We start from the raw sequence: 17,694 nt of genomic DNA, 5'->3' as shown, positions 1-17,694 counted from the left end.
GGACCGGTCCCGGGGTCCGGCCCGCCGAGCCCGCCCGGGGTCGCGTCCGCCCGCGCCCGCGTCCGTCGGGCGCGCCGGCCGGCACGGGACGCGGCGGGCGCGCCACCGGCGCCGGACACAGGCCCCGGCGCGATCTCTCCTCCACCTCGCCGGGCCGGCCGCGCCGGGCCGCTGACCTACAGCCTGCCGGCCAGGTCGTTGATCGTCTTGACCAGGGCGTAGCTCGCGAGCCCGTGCAGGTCGGCGGTCGGGATCAACTCGGACACGCTCTCGCCCGCCCCCGTCCGGCCGTCGATCCACAGGCCGTCCGGAACGATGGAGACCCTCACGTTCCGTCCGGCCGCGTTCAGGCGGTGCACCGCCTGTCCGATCGCCGTCAGGCTGTGCAGGATCTCCCGTGCGCTCGGGGCTGGGGACGAGCCTGGATCGAACATGCCACTGCTGAATCGCTCACATGACCCGAGGTTAGAACAATCCGGGCGCGCCCGCAAGCGGTCGGAGCGGCGCAGGATCCGCGCCTGTGCTTGCGCGGAGCGCAGGATCTGCAATTTTGTTGGCAAAATACAACCTGAGCGCGCCGTGCCGGACGTGCAAGCGCGCTGCGCCCGCCGGTCGGGACGCCGCGCCCCCCCGGGGCGGGGCGGTCACGGACCGTCCCGGCGCCAGGCCGCCGGGTTCAGCACGGTGGCGTCGTCGAGGGCGAAGGCCGGCCAGTCGAGGCCCGGGGAGGGGGCGGCCGCCGCCGCCGCGAGCGCGCGCCACTCGGCGAGCGAGGTCACCCCGACGACCAGCCGGGCGACCTCCGGCAGGGCGAGGCCGAAATGCAGCGCCGCGCCCAGCATGTCGCCGCCGGCGCGATCCCGGCGGGCGGCGAGGGCCGGGCCGGCATGGGCGAGGGCGGGCGGCAGCCGCTCCGGCGCGAGGAAGACGAGGCCCTGGAGGAAGAGCGAGCGGGCGTGGATCTCCACCCCGGACGCCGCCAGGGCCGCGAGGGTGCCGTCGCGCACGAGGCGCTGGTCGAGGAGGCTCACCGGCACCTGCATCAGGTCCGGGCGGAAGCGCCGGGCGAGGCCGGCCGGGTCGTCGGCGGCGTAGGCCGAGATGCCGATGCGGCGGTAGGCGCCCTCCGCCTTCAGGTCCGCGAGCGCCCGCCAGAGGGCGTCGCCGGCGCGGCCCGCGAGGTCGGCGGCGGCGTGGACGAGGAGCGCCTCGGCGGCCGGGCGGCCGAGGCGGTCGAGGGAGGCGCGGGCCCGGCCGGCGACGGCCGCCGCGTCGTCCCCGGGCAGCCGGATCGTCTTCGTCACGACCGCGAAGGCGTCGCTCTCCGGGCGGAGCGCGCCGATCACGGCCTCCGCCTCGCCGTAGGCGGCGGCGGTGTCGAGGAGGTCGACGCCGCGCCCCGCGGCGTCCGCCAGGATGGCCCGCGCCTCGCGGCGCGACACCTGCCCGCCGGCGTTGGAGATGCCGTAATCGAGCCCGAGCTGGGCCGTGCCGAGGGCGATGCGCCGCATCTCAGCGGACACGGAACAGCGGCTCGAGCACGGCGCAGCGCAGGTGGCGGGGCACGTCGCCCTGCGCCACCGCGCCGGCGAGGAGCGGGAACACCTCGTCGTAGACGGCGACCAGCCGGTCGATGTCGACCTCCGCGTGCGCGTACGAGAGGTTGTGGGTGCCGAGGGAGAGGATCCCGCGGGAGAAGATCTCCTGGAGCCACAGCGTCTTGATCTCGAGCGCGGTCGCCCCCGGCGCGTCCCGGACCACGAGGAAGCTCCAGGTCGGGTCGCCCGCCGTGGCCAGGAAGCCGCCGGCCCCGGCCCGGGCGATGGCGGCCTCGGCGCCGGCCAGCAGCCGCGTGCCCCGCGCCCGCAGGGTCTCGATCACCGGCTCGCGCCGGAGCTTCGTCAGCGCGGCCTTGGCGGCGGCGAGCGACAGGGTCTCGCCGCCCATGGTGAAGGAGAAGAAGATCTCCGTCATGAGCCGCATCACGTCGGCCCGGCCGCACAATGCGGCGAGCGGGAAGCCGTTGGCGATGCCCTTGCCGAGGGTGGTCAGGTCGGGCGTCACGCCGAAGAGCTCCTGCGCGCCGCCCGGGGCGTAGCGGAAGCCCGTGATGGTCTCGTCGAAGATCAGGAGCGCGCCGGCCTCCGCCGCCAGGGCCTTCAGGCCCTCGAGGTAGCCGGGCGCCGGCGCCGCGACGTTCATCGGCTCGAGCATGATCGCCGCGACCGCGCCGCGGTGGCGCCCGAGCAGCCGCTCCACCGCCGGCAGGTCGTTGTACGGGAAGGTGTGGGTGAGCGCCCGCACGGCCTCCGGCACGCCGCGGTGGCGGGCGGTGGCGCCGATGTACCAGTCCTGCCAGCCGTGGTAGCCGCAGGCGAGGACGTGGTCCCGCCCGGTGAAGGCCCGGGCGAGCCGGACGGCGCCCGCGGTCGCGTCCGAGCCGTTCTTGCCGAAGCGCACCGCCTCCGCCGAGGGCACCATGGCGCAGATCAGCTCCGCGACCTCGGATTCGAGGGCGTGCGAGAGCGAGAACACCGTGCCGTGCCCGAGCTGCTCGGCCACCGCCGCGTTCACGTCCGGGTCGGCGTAGCCGAGGGTCACGGCCGCCAGGGCGTTGACGAAGTCGATGTACTCGTTGCCGTCGACGTCCCAGAGCCGCGCGCCCTCGGCCCGGGCCGCGAAGTACGGCGAGACGCCGTGCGGGAACTGGGTCGTGCTCTTCGAGAAGGTCTGCGCGCCGAGCGGGATGGTGGCCAGGGCGCGGTCGAGCTGGCGCTCGGAGGCGGCGTAGCGGTGTGTCATGTCGCGGGGATTCCCGGCGCGGGCATTCCGGCGCGGCGGTCCCCGGCGCGGGGATCCGTGGCGCCGTCGGTCACGGCCGCTGCGGTGGACCGACCCGCGCGCCGGGTCAAGGGAGCCGAATTCTACAAATGATTTTCGTACATTACGGCATATCTCGACGGCTCGCCGGTTTTCCGCTACCCGTGCCGGCCGGCGGGGCCTCGCGGCCCCCGCGCTCCGCCCGCTGACCAACAGGGAGACCCGACCATGGCCGACGCCGCCCCCACCTCTACCGACGCCGGTCGCAAGCCCGGGCACGGCCGCGTCTACGACTCGATCACCGACACCATCGGCAACACCCCCCTGGTGCGCCTGAACCGGCTGGCGAAGGAGCGCGGGGTCGATGCCGAGATCCTCCTGAAGCTCGAGTTCTTCAACCCGATCGCCTCCGTCAAGGACCGCATCGGCGTCAACATGATCGACGCCCTCGAGGCGGCCGGCGCCGTCAAGCCCGGCGGCACCCTGGTGGAGCCGACCTCCGGCAACACCGGCATCGCGCTTGCCTTCGTGGCGGCGGCGCGGGGCTACCGGCTGATCCTGGTGATGCCCGAGACGATGTCCATCGAGCGCCGCAAGATGCTGGCGTTCCTCGGGGCCGAGCTCGCCCTGACGCCCGGCCCGCAGGGCATGAAGGGCGCCATCGCCAAGGCCGAGGAGCTGCTGCGCGAGATCCCGGGCGCGGTGATGCCGCAGCAGTTCAACAACCCGGCCAACCCCGAGATCCACCGCCGGACCACCGCGGAGGAGATCTGGAACGACACCCACGGGCAGCTCGACGCCTTCGTGGCGGGGGTGGGCACCGGCGGCACCATCACGGGCGTCGGCCAGGTGATCAAGCCGCGCCTGCCCCACCTGCGGGTGGTCGCGGTGGAGCCCGAGGATTCACCGGTCCTCTCCGGCGGCCAGCCGGGGCCGCACAAGATCCAGGGCATCGGCGCCGGCTTCGTGCCGAACGTGCTCGACCGCTCGGTGATCGACGAGGTGGTGACGGTCTCCAACCAGACCGCGTTCGACACCGCGCGCCTGCTCGCCCGGATCGAGGGCATCCCGGGCGGCATCTCGACGGGCGGCAACGTCGCGGCGGCCCTCGAGATCGCGGCCCGCCCGGAGTTCCGCGGCAAGCGCATCGTGACGGTCGCGTGCTCGTTCGCCGAGCGCTACATCTCGTCGGCACTGTTCGACGGCGTCTGAGCGGAGCGGCGTCCGGGGGGACGCCCCGGACGCCGCCTCAGGCGACCAGTTCGGGCTTCGCGGCCTCCTCGGGCGCCGCGCGGCGGAACAGGGCGGCGCAGCGCGACTCGCGGTGCACGCTCAGGATCGAGGCCCGGTCGATGTCCGGGTTGTCGGCGAGGATGCGGCGCACGTCCTCGACGAGCTGGCCGTAGCGGCCGGCGTCGAAGCCGCTCTCGAGCGGGCTGACGGCGACGTAGGCCTCGACCACCAGGATCTTCTCGGCGCTGTCGCGGGTGACCTCGGCGGCGATCCAGGCGGATTTCACGAGGCGGTTCGGGTTGACCACGGCGTACCTCCGTTGCGGGAGCAAGCCGCTCTGCGGCGGCTTCGTGGCACCAGACTGCGACAAGTTGCGCCGCCTGCCAACTCCGCACGGGGCCGCGCACGCCGCAATTTCGGTGGACCACCATGCGTTGCGCGCATGAAGGCGCATGCCCGCAGGGGTGAGGCCGGGCGCGGGCCCCCGGCGGCCCGGTCCCGGAGGCCGGCGGCCCCGGCCCTCAGAGCGGCAGCAGCCCGTCGCTCTTCACCTCCTCCATCACCGCGTAGGTGCGGGTGTTGTTGACGCCCGGGAGCGAGAGCAGGCCCTCGCCGAGGAAGCGCCGGTAGGCCGGCATGTCGGCCACGCGGGCCTTGACCAGGTAGTCGAAGCCCCCGCCCACCATGTGGCATTCCAGCACCTCGGGGGCCCGCCGGACCGCGGCGGCGAAGCGCGCGAAGGCGTCCGGCGTCGTCTTGTCGAGGGACACCTCGACGAAGACGAGGAGCGCGAGGCCGAGCCGGTGCGGATCGAGCCGCGCCCCGAACCCCGTGATCACCCCGTCCTTCTGCAGCCGGCGCAGGCGCTCGCCCGTGGCGGTGGGCGACAGGCCCACCCGCTCGGCGAGCTCGACGGCGGCGATCCGTCCCTCCCGCTGGAGGATCCTCAGGATGCTCCGGTCGACCCGGTCGAGCCCGTCCGCCATAATCTCTGCCAAAGCCCCGTCGGAGCGCGAAACATGCGGCTTCGAGCCGAGAAACGCCATCGAGCGGCGGCGGGCGCCGGCTTATCCTGTGAATCGTCCCTCCCGCCCCGCCGGACCCTTCGATGCCCGCCCCGCTCCCCGACTTCCATGCTCCCTACGCGGCCGACGATGCCGGCCTCGCCCGCGCCTTCCTGGCGAGCACCGCCCTGGCGCCGGAGGCCGAGGCGCGGGTCGACGCCCTCGCCCGCGACCTCGTCGGCGCGATCCGGTCCGAGGCCGGCGGGCTCGGCGGCGTCGAGGCGATGCTGCGGGAATACTCCCTCTCCACCAAGGAGGGCCTGGCCCTGATGGTGCTGGCCGAGGCGCTGCTGCGGGTGCCGGACGCCGCCACGGCCGACCGCCTGATCGAGGACAAGCTGCGCTTCGGCGGCTTCGAGCAGCACGCCACCCGCTCGGACGCGCTCCTCGTCAACGCCTCGGCCTGGGCCCTCGGCCTCTCGGCCCGGATCATCCAGCCCGGCGAGACGCCCGAGGGCATCCTGGCGGGCCTCGCCAAGCGCCTCGGCCTGCCCGCCGTGCGCCAGGCCGCCCGGCAGGCCATGCGGGTGATGGGCGGGCACTTCGTCCTCGGCGAGACCATCGGGGCGGCCCTCAAGCGCTCGACGAGCGGGCAGGGCCGGCTCTACCGCTACTCGTTCGACATGCTGGGGGAGGGGGCCCGCACGGCGCAGGACGCCCGGGCCTACGCGGAATCCTACGCTGGGGCCATCGAGGCGATCGGCCGGGCGGCGGGGAACCGCCCGCTGCCGGACCGCCCCGGGATCTCGGTGAAGCTCTCGGCCCTGCACCCGCGCTACGAGGCCGTGAGCCGGGCCCGCGTGATGGCCGAACTGGTGCCGGTGCTGACGGGCCTCGCCCGCGCGGCCAGGGCCCACGACCTCAACTTCACGGTCGACGCCGAGGAGGCCGACCGCCTGGAGCTCTCCCTCGACGTGATCGCGGCGGTGCTGGCGGATCCCGCGCTCGCCGGCTGGGAGGGCTTCGGCCTCGCGGTCCAGGCCTACCAGAAGCGCTGCCTGGCGGTGATCGACCACGTCGCGGACCTCGCCGCGCGCCTCGACCGGCGCCTGATGGTGCGGCTCGTCAAGGGCGCCTACTGGGACACGGAGGTGAAGCGCGCGCAGGAGCGGGGGCTCGCCGACTACCCGGTCTTCACCCGCAAGAGCATGACCGACCTCAGCTACCTGGCGGCGGCCGAGCGGATGCTCGCCCACCGGCCGCGGCTGTTCCCGCAATTCGCCACCCACAACGCCCTCACGGTCGCGGCCATCGTCGAGCGGGCCGGGCCGGAGGGCGGCACCTACGAGTTCCAGCGCCTGCACGGCATGGGCGAGGCACTCTACGGCCGGCTGCTGGCGCAGGTCCCGGGCGCGGCCTGCCGCACCTACGCGCCCGTCGGCGGCCATCGCGACCTCCTCGCCTACCTGGTGCGGCGGCTCCTGGAGAACGGCGCCAACTCGTCGTTCGTGTCGCAGGCGGCCGACCCGGCCGTGCCGGTCGAGAGCCTGCTGCGCCGGCCGGCCGAGAGCGTCGGCAACCCCGACCGGGCCCGCCACCCGAAGCTGCGCCGGCCGGCCGCGCTGTTCGCGCCGGAGCGGGTCAACTCCGCGGGCGTCGAGCTCGGCGACCGGGCGGCCCTGGCGCGCCTGGTCGCGGAGGTCGCGGCCGCCGGTGCCCCGGCCGAGGCCGTCCCCCTCGTCGACGGCGCCCCGCAGGCCGGCACGCCGCGCCCCGTCCTCAGCCCGGCGGACGGGCGCACGCGGGTCGGCACCGTCGCGGAGGCCGGGCCCGAGACCGCCGAGGCCGCCATGCGGGCCGCCGTCGCGGGTGCCGCCGCCTGGGGCCGGGTGCCGGCGGGCGAGCGCGCCGCCGCCCTCGAGCGCGCCGCCGACGCCATGGAGGCGAGCCGCGGGCGCCTGATCCACCTCCTCCAGGCCGAGGCGGGCAAGACCCTCGACGACGCCGTGGCGGAGCTGCGCGAGGCGGTGGATTTCTGCCGCTACTACGCGGCGGAGGGCCGCCGCCTCTTCGGGGCGCCCCAGGCGCTGCCCGGCCCGACCGGCGAGAGCAACCGCCTGTCCTTGCGCGGCCGCGGCGCGTTCGTGGCGATCTCGCCCTGGAACTTCCCGCTCGCGATCTTCGTCGGGCAGGTGGCGGCGGCCCTGATGGCCGGCAACGCCGTGGTGGCCAAGCCCGCCGAGCAGACCCCCCTCGTCGCCGCGGAGGCGGTGCGCCTGCTGCACCGGGCGGGGGTGCGGCCGTCCGCGCTCCACCTCGTGCCGGGCGACGGCACGGTCGGGGCCCACCTCGTGTCGCACCCGGCCGCGGCCGGCGTGGTCTTCACCGGCTCGACCGAGGTGGCGCGCCTGATCAACCGGACGCTCGCCGCCAAGGACGGCCCGATCGTGCCGCTGATCGCCGAGACCGGGGGCATCAACGCCATGCTGGTCGACGCCACCGCCCTGCCCGAGCAGGTGGCCGACGACGTCGTGACCTCCGCGTTCCGCTCCGCCGGCCAGCGCTGCTCGGCCCTGCGCCTGCTCCTGGTCCAGGCCGACGTCGCCGACCGGGTGATCGCCATGGTGGCGGGCGCGGCCCGCGAACTGCGCCTCGGCGACCCCGCCGACCCGGCGGTGCATGTCGGCCCGGTGATCGACGCCGAGGCCAGGGCCCGCCTCGACGGGCACGGGGCGCGGATGCGGCGGGACGCCAAGGCCCACCTCGTCGGCGAGGTCCCGGCGCAGGGCCACTTCGTGGCGCCGCAGATCTACGAGATCCCGGGCCCGGAGGCGCTCACCGAGGAGGTGTTCGGGCCGATCCTGCACGTCGCCCGCTACAGGGCCGCCGACCTCGACCGCGTGCTCGACCGGATCGACGCCACGGGCTACGGGCTGACCCTCGGGATCCACTCGCGCATCGATGCCACCGTGGACCGGGTCGTGGCGCGCCTCTCGACCGGCAACGTCTACGTCAACCGCAACATGATCGGCGCGGTGGTCGGCGTGCAGCCCTTCGGCGGCCACGGCCTGTCGGGCACCGGCCCCAAGGCCGGCGGTCCCCACTACCTGCCGCGCTTCGCGGTCGAGCAGACCGTGACGGTCAACACGGCCGCCGCCGGCGGCGACGCCGCGCTGATCGCCATGGAGGGGTGAGGCCGCGGCGTTCCCGGCGCACATGGATATTGCCTGCCGGGTGCATGGATTCCATATGGAAAGCCATGGCTGCGCGGGCTTTCACTCCCGCGGACGACGGAGCGGCGTCATGGCTCAGACGAGTTTCGACATCGACGAGAAGACCGCGAGCGCGCTGAACTCGCTGAAGGAGACGTACGGCGTCTCCTCCAATGCGGCGGTGCTGCGTCGTGCGCTGGCGATCGCGCTGGCCGCGTCGCAGTACGCCGACGACGATCACAACATCCACCTGCTCAACGCGACCGACGAGGGAATCAAACGGGAGGTCATCCTTCCGCAGCGCTACTAGGGCGGCACCCGATCGCGTCGCGCCTGCGGGTGCCGCGCCGCGTCTCTGCGTCGACGCGCTCGCGCGCCGGACCGGTATCCGCTTCGGCGCGCGAGCGTTCGAGTTCCTGCTCGGCCGGGAGTCGTCCCGGCCGCTCGTCGCGATGCCGGCGGAAGGGATTGCCATGCACCGTAAACTCCCGCCGGGCACCGGCTCGCCGGAGGATTTCGAGAAAGATCTCAGCTTCACCGAGACCATGGCGAGGGCCGAGTGGGACCACCGCAAGCGACTTTCGGCCAGCATTCTGAGTGCCTTCACCCGAGTCAATATCGGAATATTATTGATCGTTTGTATAATGTACGGCGTTGATACCTGGGTTGCGGTTTCCTCTGACAAGCCGGATTTGCAGAGGACCATCGACGCGAAGGTCGTGATGACGCTGATCGGAGCGACGACAGTCCAGTTCGGCGCCATCTCCCTCGGGGTGTCGAACTGGCTGTTTCCGAAGGGCAAGTAGGCGGCCGCGGTCGACCGGACCGGTCGGGGCCTACCCCGGCGCGCATCCCCGGGCCTGAACCCTCCGCGCCGCATCGGGCCGACGGGATGACGCGTGCCGCCGAGAGCGAGGCGATCCGACCCGCGCGCACGGTCCCGCCGGTCCCTGCCCGCCCGTCACCCGGAAAGCACAGCTCCGCGCAAAGCCGGCCGGGATGCGGTCGAACCCGCAAATCGCCGCAAAGCGCCGCCATTCCGTCGGGGCGTCGGCGCGGGCCACCCGGTCCCCGCCGAGACCCGCCGGGTCCCCCCGGACCCGTTCCTCCGCCCGGAGGATCCTCCGGCCGGAGGCGCCTCCCGGCGGTTCATCTTGGCGGTTCATTAAGCACTCGCCCCCATGTTAGCGCAGACTTCTTTGGGAGACCCCAGCGTGCGCGCTCTGACCTTACTCGGCCTTCCGCGCCTCGGCGCGTGCGCGGCGCTCGCCGCCGCCCTGCTGGTCACGGCCAGCCCCCAGACGGCCTCGGCCCGCGACAATGTCGGGGCGGCGATCCTGGGCGGCGCGGCGGCCGGCGTGCTCGGCGGCGTCGCGGCCGGCGCGATCATCAACGGCGCCCAGGCGGCCCCGCCCCCGCCGCCCGCCTACATCGTGCCCCCGCCGCGCCGGGTCTACGTCGAGGAGCCGACCGAGACCGTGATCGTGCGCCCCCGCCGCGGCCCGGTCTGCCACTTCGAGCGCCGCAAGGTCTGGCTCGACGACGAGTCCTTCACCTACAAGCGGGTCGAGGTCTGCGAGTAGGCGGGGCGCCCCCGCTCAGCCCGCGACCCCGTCCTTCACCAGGAGCCAGTCCTCCACCACCAGGGCGTCGAGCCCGGTGGTGTAGAACATCAGGATCGCGTCCTCGGCGGTGTGGAGGATGGGCTTGCCCATCACGTTGAAGCTCGTGTTGAGGAGGACCGGCACGCCGGTCCGCTCCGCGAAGGCCGCGATCAGGGCGGCGTAGGCCGGGTTGCGCGCCGGGGTCACGCTCTGGAGGCGGCCGGTCCCGTCCTGGTGCACCACCGCCGGCACGCGCTCCCGCACCGCCTCGCGCCAGACCAGGGTGCGCTCCATGTAGGGGCTGTCCTGGTAATCCTCGAACCAGTCGGGACCGGCATCGGCCAGGATCGAGGGCGCGAACGGCCGGAAGGCCTCCCGGTACTTCACCTTGGCGTTCAGGATCGCCTTGGCGTCGGCGGGCCGGGGGTCGGCCAGGATCGAGCGGTTGCCGAGCGCCCGCGGGCCGAACTCCGCCCGTCCCTGCACCCAGCCGACGAGCCCGCCCGCCGCCAGGATCCCGGCCGCCGCCTGGGTGACGCCCGCGTGTCCGAGGCGCCGCAGGCGCGGCTCCCAGGCGGTCATGCGCTCCAGGGGCTCCGTCGAGACGGTGGAGCCGAGATAGGGGCTCGCCAGCGCCCCCGGGCCGGTCCAGCCCGGGTGATCCTCCGCGAAGGCGAGCCAGGCGGCGCCGAGCGCGTTGCCGTCGTCGGCCGGGGCCGAGGGCACGTGCAGGTGCCGGAAGCCGGAGCGCCCGAGCACCCGGCCGTTGTAGGAGGAGTTGAGGGCGCAGCCGCCGGTGAGGACGAGGTTCTCGCCCGGCGCGAGCCGCCAGGCCTCCGCCACGAGCACGTCCATCATCTCCCCGAAGACCTGCTGGCCGCAGGCCGCGAGGTCGGCCCACCCGGCCTCCTCGGCGTCGGCCGGGCGCCGGGCCCGGATCTCCGCGGCGACCGCCTGCACGGCGGCGGCGGCGCCGAAGCGCAGGCGCCCGTCCTCGACCCGGTAGAGCCGCCGCAGCAGGGCGAGGAGCTCCGGGTCGGGCCGCCCGTAGGGGGCGAGGCCCATGATCTTCCACTCCTCGCCCTTGGTCTGGTCGAACCCGGCGAGGTCGGTGACGAAGCCGAAGAAGAAGCCGACCGACTCGCGGCCGCGGTGGCGCTTCACCTCGGCGATCCGTCCCGCCTCCATGCGGTGGATCGCCGACGCCCCGGTCTCGCCCATGCCGTCGACCACGAGGCAGGTGGCGTCCCGGAAGGGGCTGCCCCAGAGCCCGTAGGCCGCGTGGGTGAGGTGGTGGGGATAGCGCCGCAGGGCGGCGACCCGCGAGCGCCCCTCGTGCGCCCGGTCGAGGCCCAGCAGCGTGCCGCGGCCGGCGCGGCCCTGCGCGAGGCCGAGCTCGGCGATGAAGGTGCGCTCGGCCCGCTCGGGCACGAGCGAGCGGTTGAGCGTCGGCGGGTGGGCGTTCAGCGCCTCCAGGGTGAAGGCGCCGGCGCCCGCCGCGTCGGCGAGGTAGCGGCTGAATTCCGGGCCCCAGGTCGTGGAGAGGACGAGCTCGGCGCCCTCCGGCAGGTGCGCCGCGAGGAGGCCCGCCATGCGGGGCGCGGAATCCGGCTCGCAATGGGGCGCCCGCTTGTACTGGAGGTAGCGCTCCGTCGCCTCGGCGAACAGCACGGCGCCGTCCGGGCCGACCAGGGCGAGGCCCGGATCGTGGAAGGTCGTGGCGAGTCCGAGGTAGTAGCGCATCGGGTCCTGGACCGTGTCCGGTGTGGCGATCAGGCAGCGCTCTAACAGGGCGCGCCGGACGTGTCAGGCCGCCCGCCGAGCGTTGCATTCCGGCATCGGCCCCGGGCGACGCGCGCCGCCGCTCCCCGGCGGGGCCGGGATGGGGCCGCGGCGCGGGCGCCGATATGCTAATGCTGCCATCGGGGTGGCGGTCCCGGCGGACCGTCGGATCAACACGGCGCCCGCGAGCGGGGCGGGCCGGGAAGCGGTTCTCTCAGTGCGCGACATCCTGACAGCCCTGGCGGGCCTCGTCATCCTGATCCTCGCCGCGGCCCTGATCGCGCCTCCCTTCATCCCCTGGGAGGCGCAGCGCGCCGTCGTGGACGCGGCGCTCAGCCGCTCCCTCGGGGTCGAGGCCCGCAGCGACGGCCGCCTCGAGATCCGCCTGCTGCCCTCGCCCCGCCTGCGGGTGGACCACCTCGTGCTGGCGACCGGCCGCGACCGGCCCGCCCTCGACGCCCGCTTCGTCAAGGCCGAGCTCGCCCTGACCCCGCTCCTCTCGGGCGAGATGCGCTTCACCGAGACCCGGATCGGCCGCGGCGAGGTGACGCTGCCCATGACCGAGGCCGGGAGCTTCCTGCGCCCGCCCCCGCTCGAGGGCCGCGACCTCGCGGTCGAGGACCTGCGGGTCGCCCAGCTCCTCCTCACCACCGTCGTGGCGGCGACCGGGCGCACCGATCAGCTCTACGCCGAGAACGTGCGCCTCGCCGCGCCGCGCCTCGCCGGGCCCTGGCGGGCCGAGGGCGAGGCCGGCGCCGTGCCGTTCCGGATCGTCACCGGCGCCCCCGGCCCCGACGGCGCCGTGCCGGTCAAGGTCGCGGCCGGCGGCGACACGGTGCCGCGCCTCGAGGTCGACGCCCGGGTCGCCCTCAGCCCCGAGGCCGACGGCGGCGAGGTGCCGGAGGCCTCCGGCAGCGCCCGGCTCGTGGTCGGCCCGCCCGCGCAGGCCGCCGGCGCGGCCCTGCCGCTCTCGCTCCAGGGCAGCTTCAAGGCGAGGGGGCGCCTCGCCGCCTTCGACGGCCTGACCCTGGAACTGCCCGGCGACGCCCCCCTGCGGCTCGCCGGCCGCGGCACCCTCGACGCCGCCGCCGCGCGGGCGAGCCTCGCCCTGGAGGCGCGGCGGCTCGACCTCGACGCCTTCCTGGCCGGCCCGAGCGGCCAGGCCCTGCTCGCCCGCGGGCTCGGCGCCCTCGGGTTCAGCCTCCCGGGCTTCGTCGCCCTCGACGTCGCCGCCGAGAGCGCGGCCTTCGCCCGCGACGAGTGGTCCGGCATCGCGCTCGGGGCGGTGCTGCGCCCCTCGGGCGCCGTCACCCTGCGGCGGCTCGAGGCGACGGCGCCGGGGGGCACCCGGATCGCCCTCAACGGCGACGTCTCGGTCAGCGGCGGCTTCTCCGGGCACGTCGCCGTCCAGGCCCCGGCCTCCGACCGGCTGGCGCGCCTCGCGGACCGCCTCGGCTTCGCGAGCCCGCTCCTGCGCCTCCTCGACGGGCGCCCCTTCGCGGGCCAGGCCGACGTGGCGGCGGCGCTGCCGGACGTCTCCCTGCGCAACGCCCGCGTCGCCCTCGGGGCGGCCCGCCTCACCGGCAGCGCCCGCTACGTCCCGGCCGGCCCGGACGGGGAGCGCCCGCGCTTCGACGCCCAGATCGTCGCCGACGGCCTCGACGTGGCGGAGCTGCCGCCCCTGCGCGGGGTGGTCGACGCGCTCCAGGACCACGACGTCGGCCTCACCCTCCTCGCCCGCGACCTGCGCTACGGCCCGGCCGGCCCGCGCACCGGCGAGATCGCCGCGAGCCTCCAGTCCGAGGGGGCGGCCCTGCGCCTCGACAGCCTGGAGGTGCGCGACCTCGCCGGCGCGCAGGTCAGCCTCTCGGGGCGCATCGGACCGGACGGCGCCGGCCGCATCGCGGGGCGGCTCAGCGCCCCGGTGGCGGCGCCCCTCGTCGACCTCCTGGCCCGCACCTTCGTGGAGGAGGCGCGCTACCTGCCGGCCTTCCTGCGCGACGGCCCGGTCGCCCTCGACGTCACCCTGGAGCGCGACCCGGGCGGGGCGGAGGAGGGCCGCCTGCGCAGCCACGCCCGCGGCAGCGCCGCGGGCGGGCGGCTCGGCCTCGCCCTCGTCACCCGCGCCGGCCGGATCGACAGCCTCGACGCCCGGCTCGACGGCGTGGCCTCCGGCCGCTGGCTCGGCCGCCCCGACGACCCCGCCCTCAAGGCCCCGGCGAGCCTCCGGCTCGGCGGCCGCCGGGCGGGCGAGGCCGGCGCGCCGCTCGCCCTCACGGTCGAGGCGGAACTCGCCGGGGCGGCGCTCAGCACGACCCGTCCCCTCGCCCTGCAGATCGGCGACGTGCCGCTCCGGGACGGCGAGATCCTGGTGGCGAGCCCCGACCTGCGGCCCCTCGCGGGCCTCCTCGGCCGCGCCCCCGCGGTGCAGGAGCCGGTGCCGGCCCGGGTCACGGTCGCGTTCGGCGCCAGCGGGAGCGCTCCCCGCCTCGCCCTCGCCGGCACGGTGGCGGGCGGGGCCCTCGAGGCGACGCTGTCGCGCGAGCCCGGCGGGCCCCTCGCGGGCAGCGCGAGCCTCGACCGGCTCTCGCTGCCCTGGCTCGCCTCGGCGCTGGTGCTGGGCCAGGGCCCGGCCGGCGCCGAGCCCTGGCCCGCGGGCCGCTTCGGCCCGGCGCCCGCACCCCCCCCGGCGCGCCTCGCGGTGGCGGCCCGGCGGCTCGACCTCGGCCGCGGCCTCGTCGCGGAGGGGGCGCGCTTCGGCCTCGCGGTCGGCCCCGAGGGCCTGACCCTGCGCGACTTCGAGGCCGGCCTCGCGGGGGGGCGCCTCACCGGAACCGCGACCCTCGCGCGCCAGGGCGACCAGGCCACCGTGGCGGGGGAGGGGGTGCTCACCGCGGCCTCGATCCAGGCCCTCGTCGGGGGCGACGCGATCCGCGGGCAGGCGAGCCTGCGCCTGCGCCTCGGCGCGGCCGGCGACAGCGTCGCGGCCCTCGTGGGCAACCTCGCGGGCAGCGGCGGGCTCGAGCTCGCGGGCCTCGGCGTGCGCGACCTCGACCCGGCCGCCGTCGACCGGGCCCTCGGCCGCCTGCTCGCCGAGGAGGACCCCCTGCGCGCCGGCCGCGTCGAGCGCGTGGTGGCGGAGGAGTTCGCGCGCGGCCCCCTGTCGGTCCCGGGCCCGGTCGCGGTCCCGGCCTCCCTCGTCGGCGGCGTGCTGCGCACCGGGTCGCTCGCGCTCGATCTCGGCCCCTCGTCCTGGAGCGGTCTCGTGCAGGTGGACCTGCGCACCCTGCGCCTCGACGCCCGCGGCACCCTGACCGCCCAGGCGACCCCGCGCGCCTGGACGGCGCCGCCCCCGACCCTCGGCCTGGCGCTCGCCGGGCCCCTTGCCCGGCCGGTGCGGGAGGTCGACGTCGTGCCGCTCAGCAACCTGCTCGCCGCCGTGGTGCTCCAGCGCGAGCTCGACAAGATCGAGACGATCGAGGCCGACCGCAACGAGCGCGCCCGGCGCCAGAGCCGCCTGGAGATGGACCGGGCCCGCGCCGTCGAGGAGGCGNGGCGCGGCTCAGGGCCGAGCAGGCCGCGGCCGCCGAGGCGGCGCGGCTCAGGGCCGAGCAGGCCGCGGCCGCCGAGGCGGCGCGGCTCAGGGCCGAGGAGGAGGCCCGCGCCCGGGACGCCGGCGCGCAGCCGGCGGAGACCAGCCAGTGACCCGCCGGCGGACGACCGGCTGGTGACCCGCCGGCGGGGGCTCACGCGTCGAGCAGTTCCTCGTCGCAGATGACCTGCGAGGTCCGCATCGCCTCGGAGCGGATGTCGAGGGCGGCCGTGGCGGCGCGGTCGCCCTCCTGGGCGTGGGCCATGAAGCAGCGCATGACGTGGGCCACGCCCGCCGGCGTCACGGCCCGCAGGTTCTCCGAGAAGTAGCGGCCGACGGTCGTCGGCGCGGTGACGATCTCGTAGGAGGGGAAGTAGAACACGTCCGGCCGCGCCGCCGCGACCTCGTCGGCCACGACCCGCAGCGCCGCCTTGCTGTAGGCGTTGGCCACCAGCACGTGCCGCTCGGCGTACGTCATGGCGAGGGGCACGGGCGAGACCGTCAGGATCACCCGCGCCCGCGGGTTCACGCCCCGCAGCCCGTCGACGAAGCGCGTGACGTCGCCGACCATCTCGGCGACGCCCGCGTTGACGAAGCCGTACTCCGCGGGATCCCAGGTGCCGCCCACGACGCCGGGCGCCAGCGGCAGGGCGGCGCCGTCGTGCCGGTCGCGCCAGCCCTCGGTCAGCCCGAGGGTGAACACCAGGGTGTCGAGGGTCTCGAACAGCGTCCGCACCTGGGCGAGGTGCCGGTCGCGCGCCGCCGCGACCGCCTCGGGGCTCGCGAACCCGTCCGGCTCCATGCGGGGCCGGAACGGATCGACGAAGCGGCCGTCCGGGCGCTCCCAGGCGGTGAGGCGCGGCGTGAAGGCGCCGAAGGCCCGGTCGAAGAGCTGCACGAGCTGGCGCGTGGTGTAGATGTTGCCGTAGCGCGCGGAGAAATTGTCCTCCGCCTCGCTCCCGGCGAGGCGCGGCGGCTCCGCGACGTAGAAGGTGTAGCCCGACTCCCGCAGGACCCGGGCGACGTGCTGGGCAAAGCAGCTCCCCGCCGTGGCGATGCGCTCGGTGCGGCTCAGGCGGAAGTCGCCCGGCCGGGTCGGGTCGAGGGCGAAGGGCGGCGTCGCCACGACGGCGCGGCGCCAGGAGCGCTCCGCCGGCAGGTCGGCGTAGGGGTTCGACGGCATGGCGGCTCCTCGTCGGGGTCTCGCGGCGCGGGGGCGCGGGGGTGAGGCTGAGCCCCGGTTCGCGGCGAAAGAATGATCGGCGCCAGCGGCATGGCGCCCGCGCGGCGGCTCGGCTTGTCCTGCCTTGCGGATGATGCAAGAAGGCCGCATGCCGCTTCCCGACGTTCTGCACGGCGCGCGATGGGCCGTCCAGTCGCGCCTCGCCGCCGCGCGCCGCCGCCGCGCCGGCCCGACCGGCTCCCCCCGCATCATGGTCGTGGGCATCTGCCAGGGCGGCGCCATCGCGGAGGCGATGCGGCTGCTCGTCCCGGGGTCCGAGGTGACCTTCGTGTCGGCCTTCGCGGCCGCGCGGCGCTACCCGCGCCTCGCCGACCTCGCGGCGGAGGGGCGGCGCCACGACGTGGTGTTCTCGAACACCTGGCTGCCGCGGTTCCGGGACGGGGGCGATCTCGCGGGCCTGCGGGCCGAGACCAACCTGGTGACGATCCCCACCATCGTGTTCTCGGCCTTCCACCCCGACCTCGTGATGGTGGGCGAGCCCGGGGAGCCGGGGCGGGACGGGCTGATCGTGGGACCCCTCGGCCACGCGCACTCGGCGCTGGCGCTGTTCGGCTACCTCGAGGGATTGGCGCCGGCGCGGACCGAGGCGCTGTTCGACGCCGCGGTCTACCGGCACCTCGGCTACTTCGACTTCTGGAACGATTCCGTCGCCACGCTGCTCGCCCTCGGGCGGGAGGTCGGCTACGACCTCGACGCCGACCTCGTGCGCTGGAGCCGCCGGGGCTGCTTCATGCACGCGAACAACCATCCCAAGGTCCACGTCGCCGCCGACCTCGCCCGGGGCCTCCTCGAGCGGGCCGGGATCGCCTACGGGGCCTGCGACCTCGACAGCTACCTGGCGGACGACCTGATCCGCGCCGGCACCTTCCCGGTCTACCCCGCCATCGCCGAGCATTACGGCGTCCAGGGCAGCGCACTCTTCCTCAAGTCCGAGACGCGCCGGACGGGCCCGGCCCGGACCATGGCCCTGCCCGAGTTCATCGCCCGGAGCTACGCCGCCTACGCCCGGCACCTGCGCGACGTGCTGGTCTGCCCGCGGGTGAGCGCCTGGCGGACCGACCCGGCGACCCGGGCCTTCCTGCGCGCGCACGCGGGAGCGCCCTGACGCCCTCACGCCCCGGGCATGCCGCCCCCTGTGGCCCCGGGGGCACGCCGGTGCTGCAACCGGCGGGTGCCGTGCCCGGGTCCGCACGCCTGCCGCGCT

13 protein-coding genes are annotated in these 17,694 nt (G+C 75.7%); 6 read left to right on the top strand and 7 right to left on the bottom strand.

Features of this window, described 5'->3' with window-relative positions:
• Nucleotides 1–176 precede the first annotated feature (176 nt).
• The 3 genes from DT057_RS02075 to DT057_RS02065 all read right to left on the bottom strand — a co-directional run bounded on the left by DT057_RS02075 (nt 177) and on the right by DT057_RS02065 (nt 2,802).
• On the bottom strand, nt 177–434 hold the full coding sequence (locus tag DT057_RS02075; RefSeq protein WP_128560467.1) for a hypothetical protein: 258 nt from the start codon (nt 432–434) through the stop codon (nt 177–179).
• 210 nt (nt 435–644) lie between these two features.
• Complete coding sequence (locus DT057_RS02070) at nt 645–1,523, bottom strand: aldo/keto reductase (RefSeq protein ID WP_128560466.1); 879 nt, start codon at nt 1,521–1,523, stop codon at nt 645–647.
• Nucleotides 1,513–2,802, bottom strand: a complete 1,290-nt coding sequence (locus DT057_RS02065; protein ID WP_128560465.1) for an aminotransferase class III-fold pyridoxal phosphate-dependent enzyme — start codon at nt 2,800–2,802, stop codon at nt 1,513–1,515. The genes DT057_RS02070 and DT057_RS02065 overlap by 11 nt, the downstream gene beginning before the upstream one ends.
• 246 nt (nt 2,803–3,048) lie before the next feature.
• On the opposite strand from DT057_RS02065, the gene cysK reads away from it, so the two are divergent.
• Nucleotides 3,049–4,032, top strand: coding sequence for a cysteine synthase A (cysK, locus tag DT057_RS02060; protein ID WP_128560464.1), 984 nt, complete (start codon nt 3,049–3,051; stop codon nt 4,030–4,032).
• A 37-nt stretch (nt 4,033–4,069) separates the two neighbouring features.
• On the opposite strand, the gene DT057_RS02055 is transcribed toward cysK, so the two are convergent.
• Together DT057_RS02055 and DT057_RS02050 are read right to left on the bottom strand one after the other, a co-directional pair.
• A complete protein-coding gene (locus DT057_RS02055; RefSeq protein ID WP_128560463.1) occupies nt 4,070–4,360 on the bottom strand; it encodes a hypothetical protein in 291 nt (96 codons plus the stop codon).
• A 214-nt stretch (nt 4,361–4,574) separates the two neighbouring features.
• Nucleotides 4,575–5,039, bottom strand: a complete 465-nt coding sequence (locus DT057_RS02050) for an Lrp/AsnC ligand binding domain-containing protein (protein WP_128560462.1) — start codon at nt 5,037–5,039, stop codon at nt 4,575–4,577.
• A 122-nt stretch (nt 5,040–5,161) separates the two neighbouring features.
• Between DT057_RS02050 and putA the strand changes: the two genes are divergently transcribed.
• From putA to DT057_RS02030, 4 genes are all read left to right on the top strand, one after another.
• Nucleotides 5,162–8,251 carry a bifunctional proline dehydrogenase/L-glutamate gamma-semialdehyde dehydrogenase PutA gene (putA, locus tag DT057_RS02045; protein WP_128560461.1) on the top strand — a complete coding sequence of 1,030 codons (3,090 nt, stop codon included), beginning with the start codon at nt 5,162–5,164 and terminating at the stop codon, nt 8,249–8,251.
• A 109-nt stretch (nt 8,252–8,360) separates the two neighbouring features.
• Nucleotides 8,361–8,579 (top strand): hypothetical protein, encoded by a 219-nt coding sequence (locus tag DT057_RS02040; RefSeq protein WP_128560460.1) that lies wholly within the window; start codon nt 8,361–8,363, stop codon nt 8,577–8,579.
• Between the two features lie 163 nt (nt 8,580–8,742).
• Nucleotides 8,743–9,075 (top strand): hypothetical protein, encoded by a 333-nt coding sequence (locus DT057_RS02035; RefSeq protein WP_128560459.1) that lies wholly within the window; start codon nt 8,743–8,745, stop codon nt 9,073–9,075.
• Nucleotides 9,076–9,483: 408 nt separating this feature from the next.
• Nucleotides 9,484–9,852, top strand: coding sequence for a hypothetical protein (locus tag DT057_RS02030; protein ID WP_128560458.1), 369 nt, complete (start codon nt 9,484–9,486; stop codon nt 9,850–9,852).
• A 15-nt stretch (nt 9,853–9,867) separates the two neighbouring features.
• On the opposite strand, the gene DT057_RS02025 is transcribed toward DT057_RS02030, so the two are convergent.
• Both DT057_RS02025 and DT057_RS02015 read right to left on the bottom strand, forming a co-directional pair.
• Nucleotides 9,868–11,616, bottom strand: coding sequence for a carbamoyltransferase family protein (locus DT057_RS02025; RefSeq protein WP_128560457.1), 1,749 nt, complete (start codon nt 11,614–11,616; stop codon nt 9,868–9,870).
• A 3,785-nt stretch (nt 11,617–15,401) separates the two neighbouring features.
• Nucleotides 15,402–16,430 (bottom strand): GSCFA domain-containing protein, encoded by a 1,029-nt coding sequence (locus tag DT057_RS02015; RefSeq protein ID WP_128560456.1) that lies wholly within the window; start codon nt 16,428–16,430, stop codon nt 15,402–15,404.
• Nucleotides 16,431–16,578: 148 nt separating this feature from the next.
• Here DT057_RS02015 and DT057_RS02010 point away from each other — a divergent pair, with 148 nt between their 5' ends.
• Nucleotides 16,579–17,595: a WcbI family polysaccharide biosynthesis putative acetyltransferase gene (locus DT057_RS02010; protein WP_128560455.1), complete on the top strand. Its 1,017-nt coding sequence runs from the start codon at nt 16,579–16,581 to the stop codon at nt 17,593–17,595.
• The last annotated feature ends 99 nt before the right edge of the window (nt 17,596–17,694 follow it).

The organism is Methylobacterium crusticola, from assembly GCF_003574465.1.
In the GTDB taxonomy this organism is placed as follows: Bacteria; Pseudomonadota; Alphaproteobacteria; order Rhizobiales; family Beijerinckiaceae; genus Methylobacterium; species Methylobacterium crusticola.
This window is presented reverse-complemented; position numbering and strand designations above follow the sequence as displayed.

What these genes read in the sequence shown, in the direction of transcription:
- DT057_RS02075 (WP_128560467.1), bottom strand. Translation starts at nt 434, where the DNA reads ATGTTCGATCCAGGCTCGTCCCCAGCCCCGAGCGCACGGGAGATCCTG.
- DT057_RS02065 (WP_128560465.1), bottom strand. Translation starts at nt 2,802, where the DNA reads ATGACACACCGCTACGCCGCCTCCGAGCGCCAGCTCGACCGCGCCCTG.
- cysK (WP_128560464.1), top strand. Translation starts at nt 3,049, where the DNA reads ATGGCCGACGCCGCCCCCACCTCTACCGACGCCGGTCGCAAGCCCGGG.
- DT057_RS02050 (WP_128560462.1), bottom strand. Translation starts at nt 5,039, where the DNA reads ATGGCGGACGGGCTCGACCGGGTCGACCGGAGCATCCTGAGGATCCTC.
- putA (WP_128560461.1), top strand. Translation starts at nt 5,162, where the DNA reads ATGCCCGCCCCGCTCCCCGACTTCCATGCTCCCTACGCGGCCGACGAT.
- DT057_RS02040 (WP_128560460.1), top strand. Translation starts at nt 8,361, where the DNA reads ATGGCTCAGACGAGTTTCGACATCGACGAGAAGACCGCGAGCGCGCTG.
- DT057_RS02035 (WP_128560459.1), top strand. Translation starts at nt 8,743, where the DNA reads ATGCACCGTAAACTCCCGCCGGGCACCGGCTCGCCGGAGGATTTCGAG.
- DT057_RS02025 (WP_128560457.1), bottom strand. Translation starts at nt 11,616, where the DNA reads ATGCGCTACTACCTCGGACTCGCCACGACCTTCCACGATCCGGGCCTC.
- DT057_RS02015 (WP_128560456.1), bottom strand. Translation starts at nt 16,430, where the DNA reads ATGCCGTCGAACCCCTACGCCGACCTGCCGGCGGAGCGCTCCTGGCGC.
- DT057_RS02010 (WP_128560455.1), top strand. Translation starts at nt 16,579, where the DNA reads ATGCCGCTTCCCGACGTTCTGCACGGCGCGCGATGGGCCGTCCAGTCG.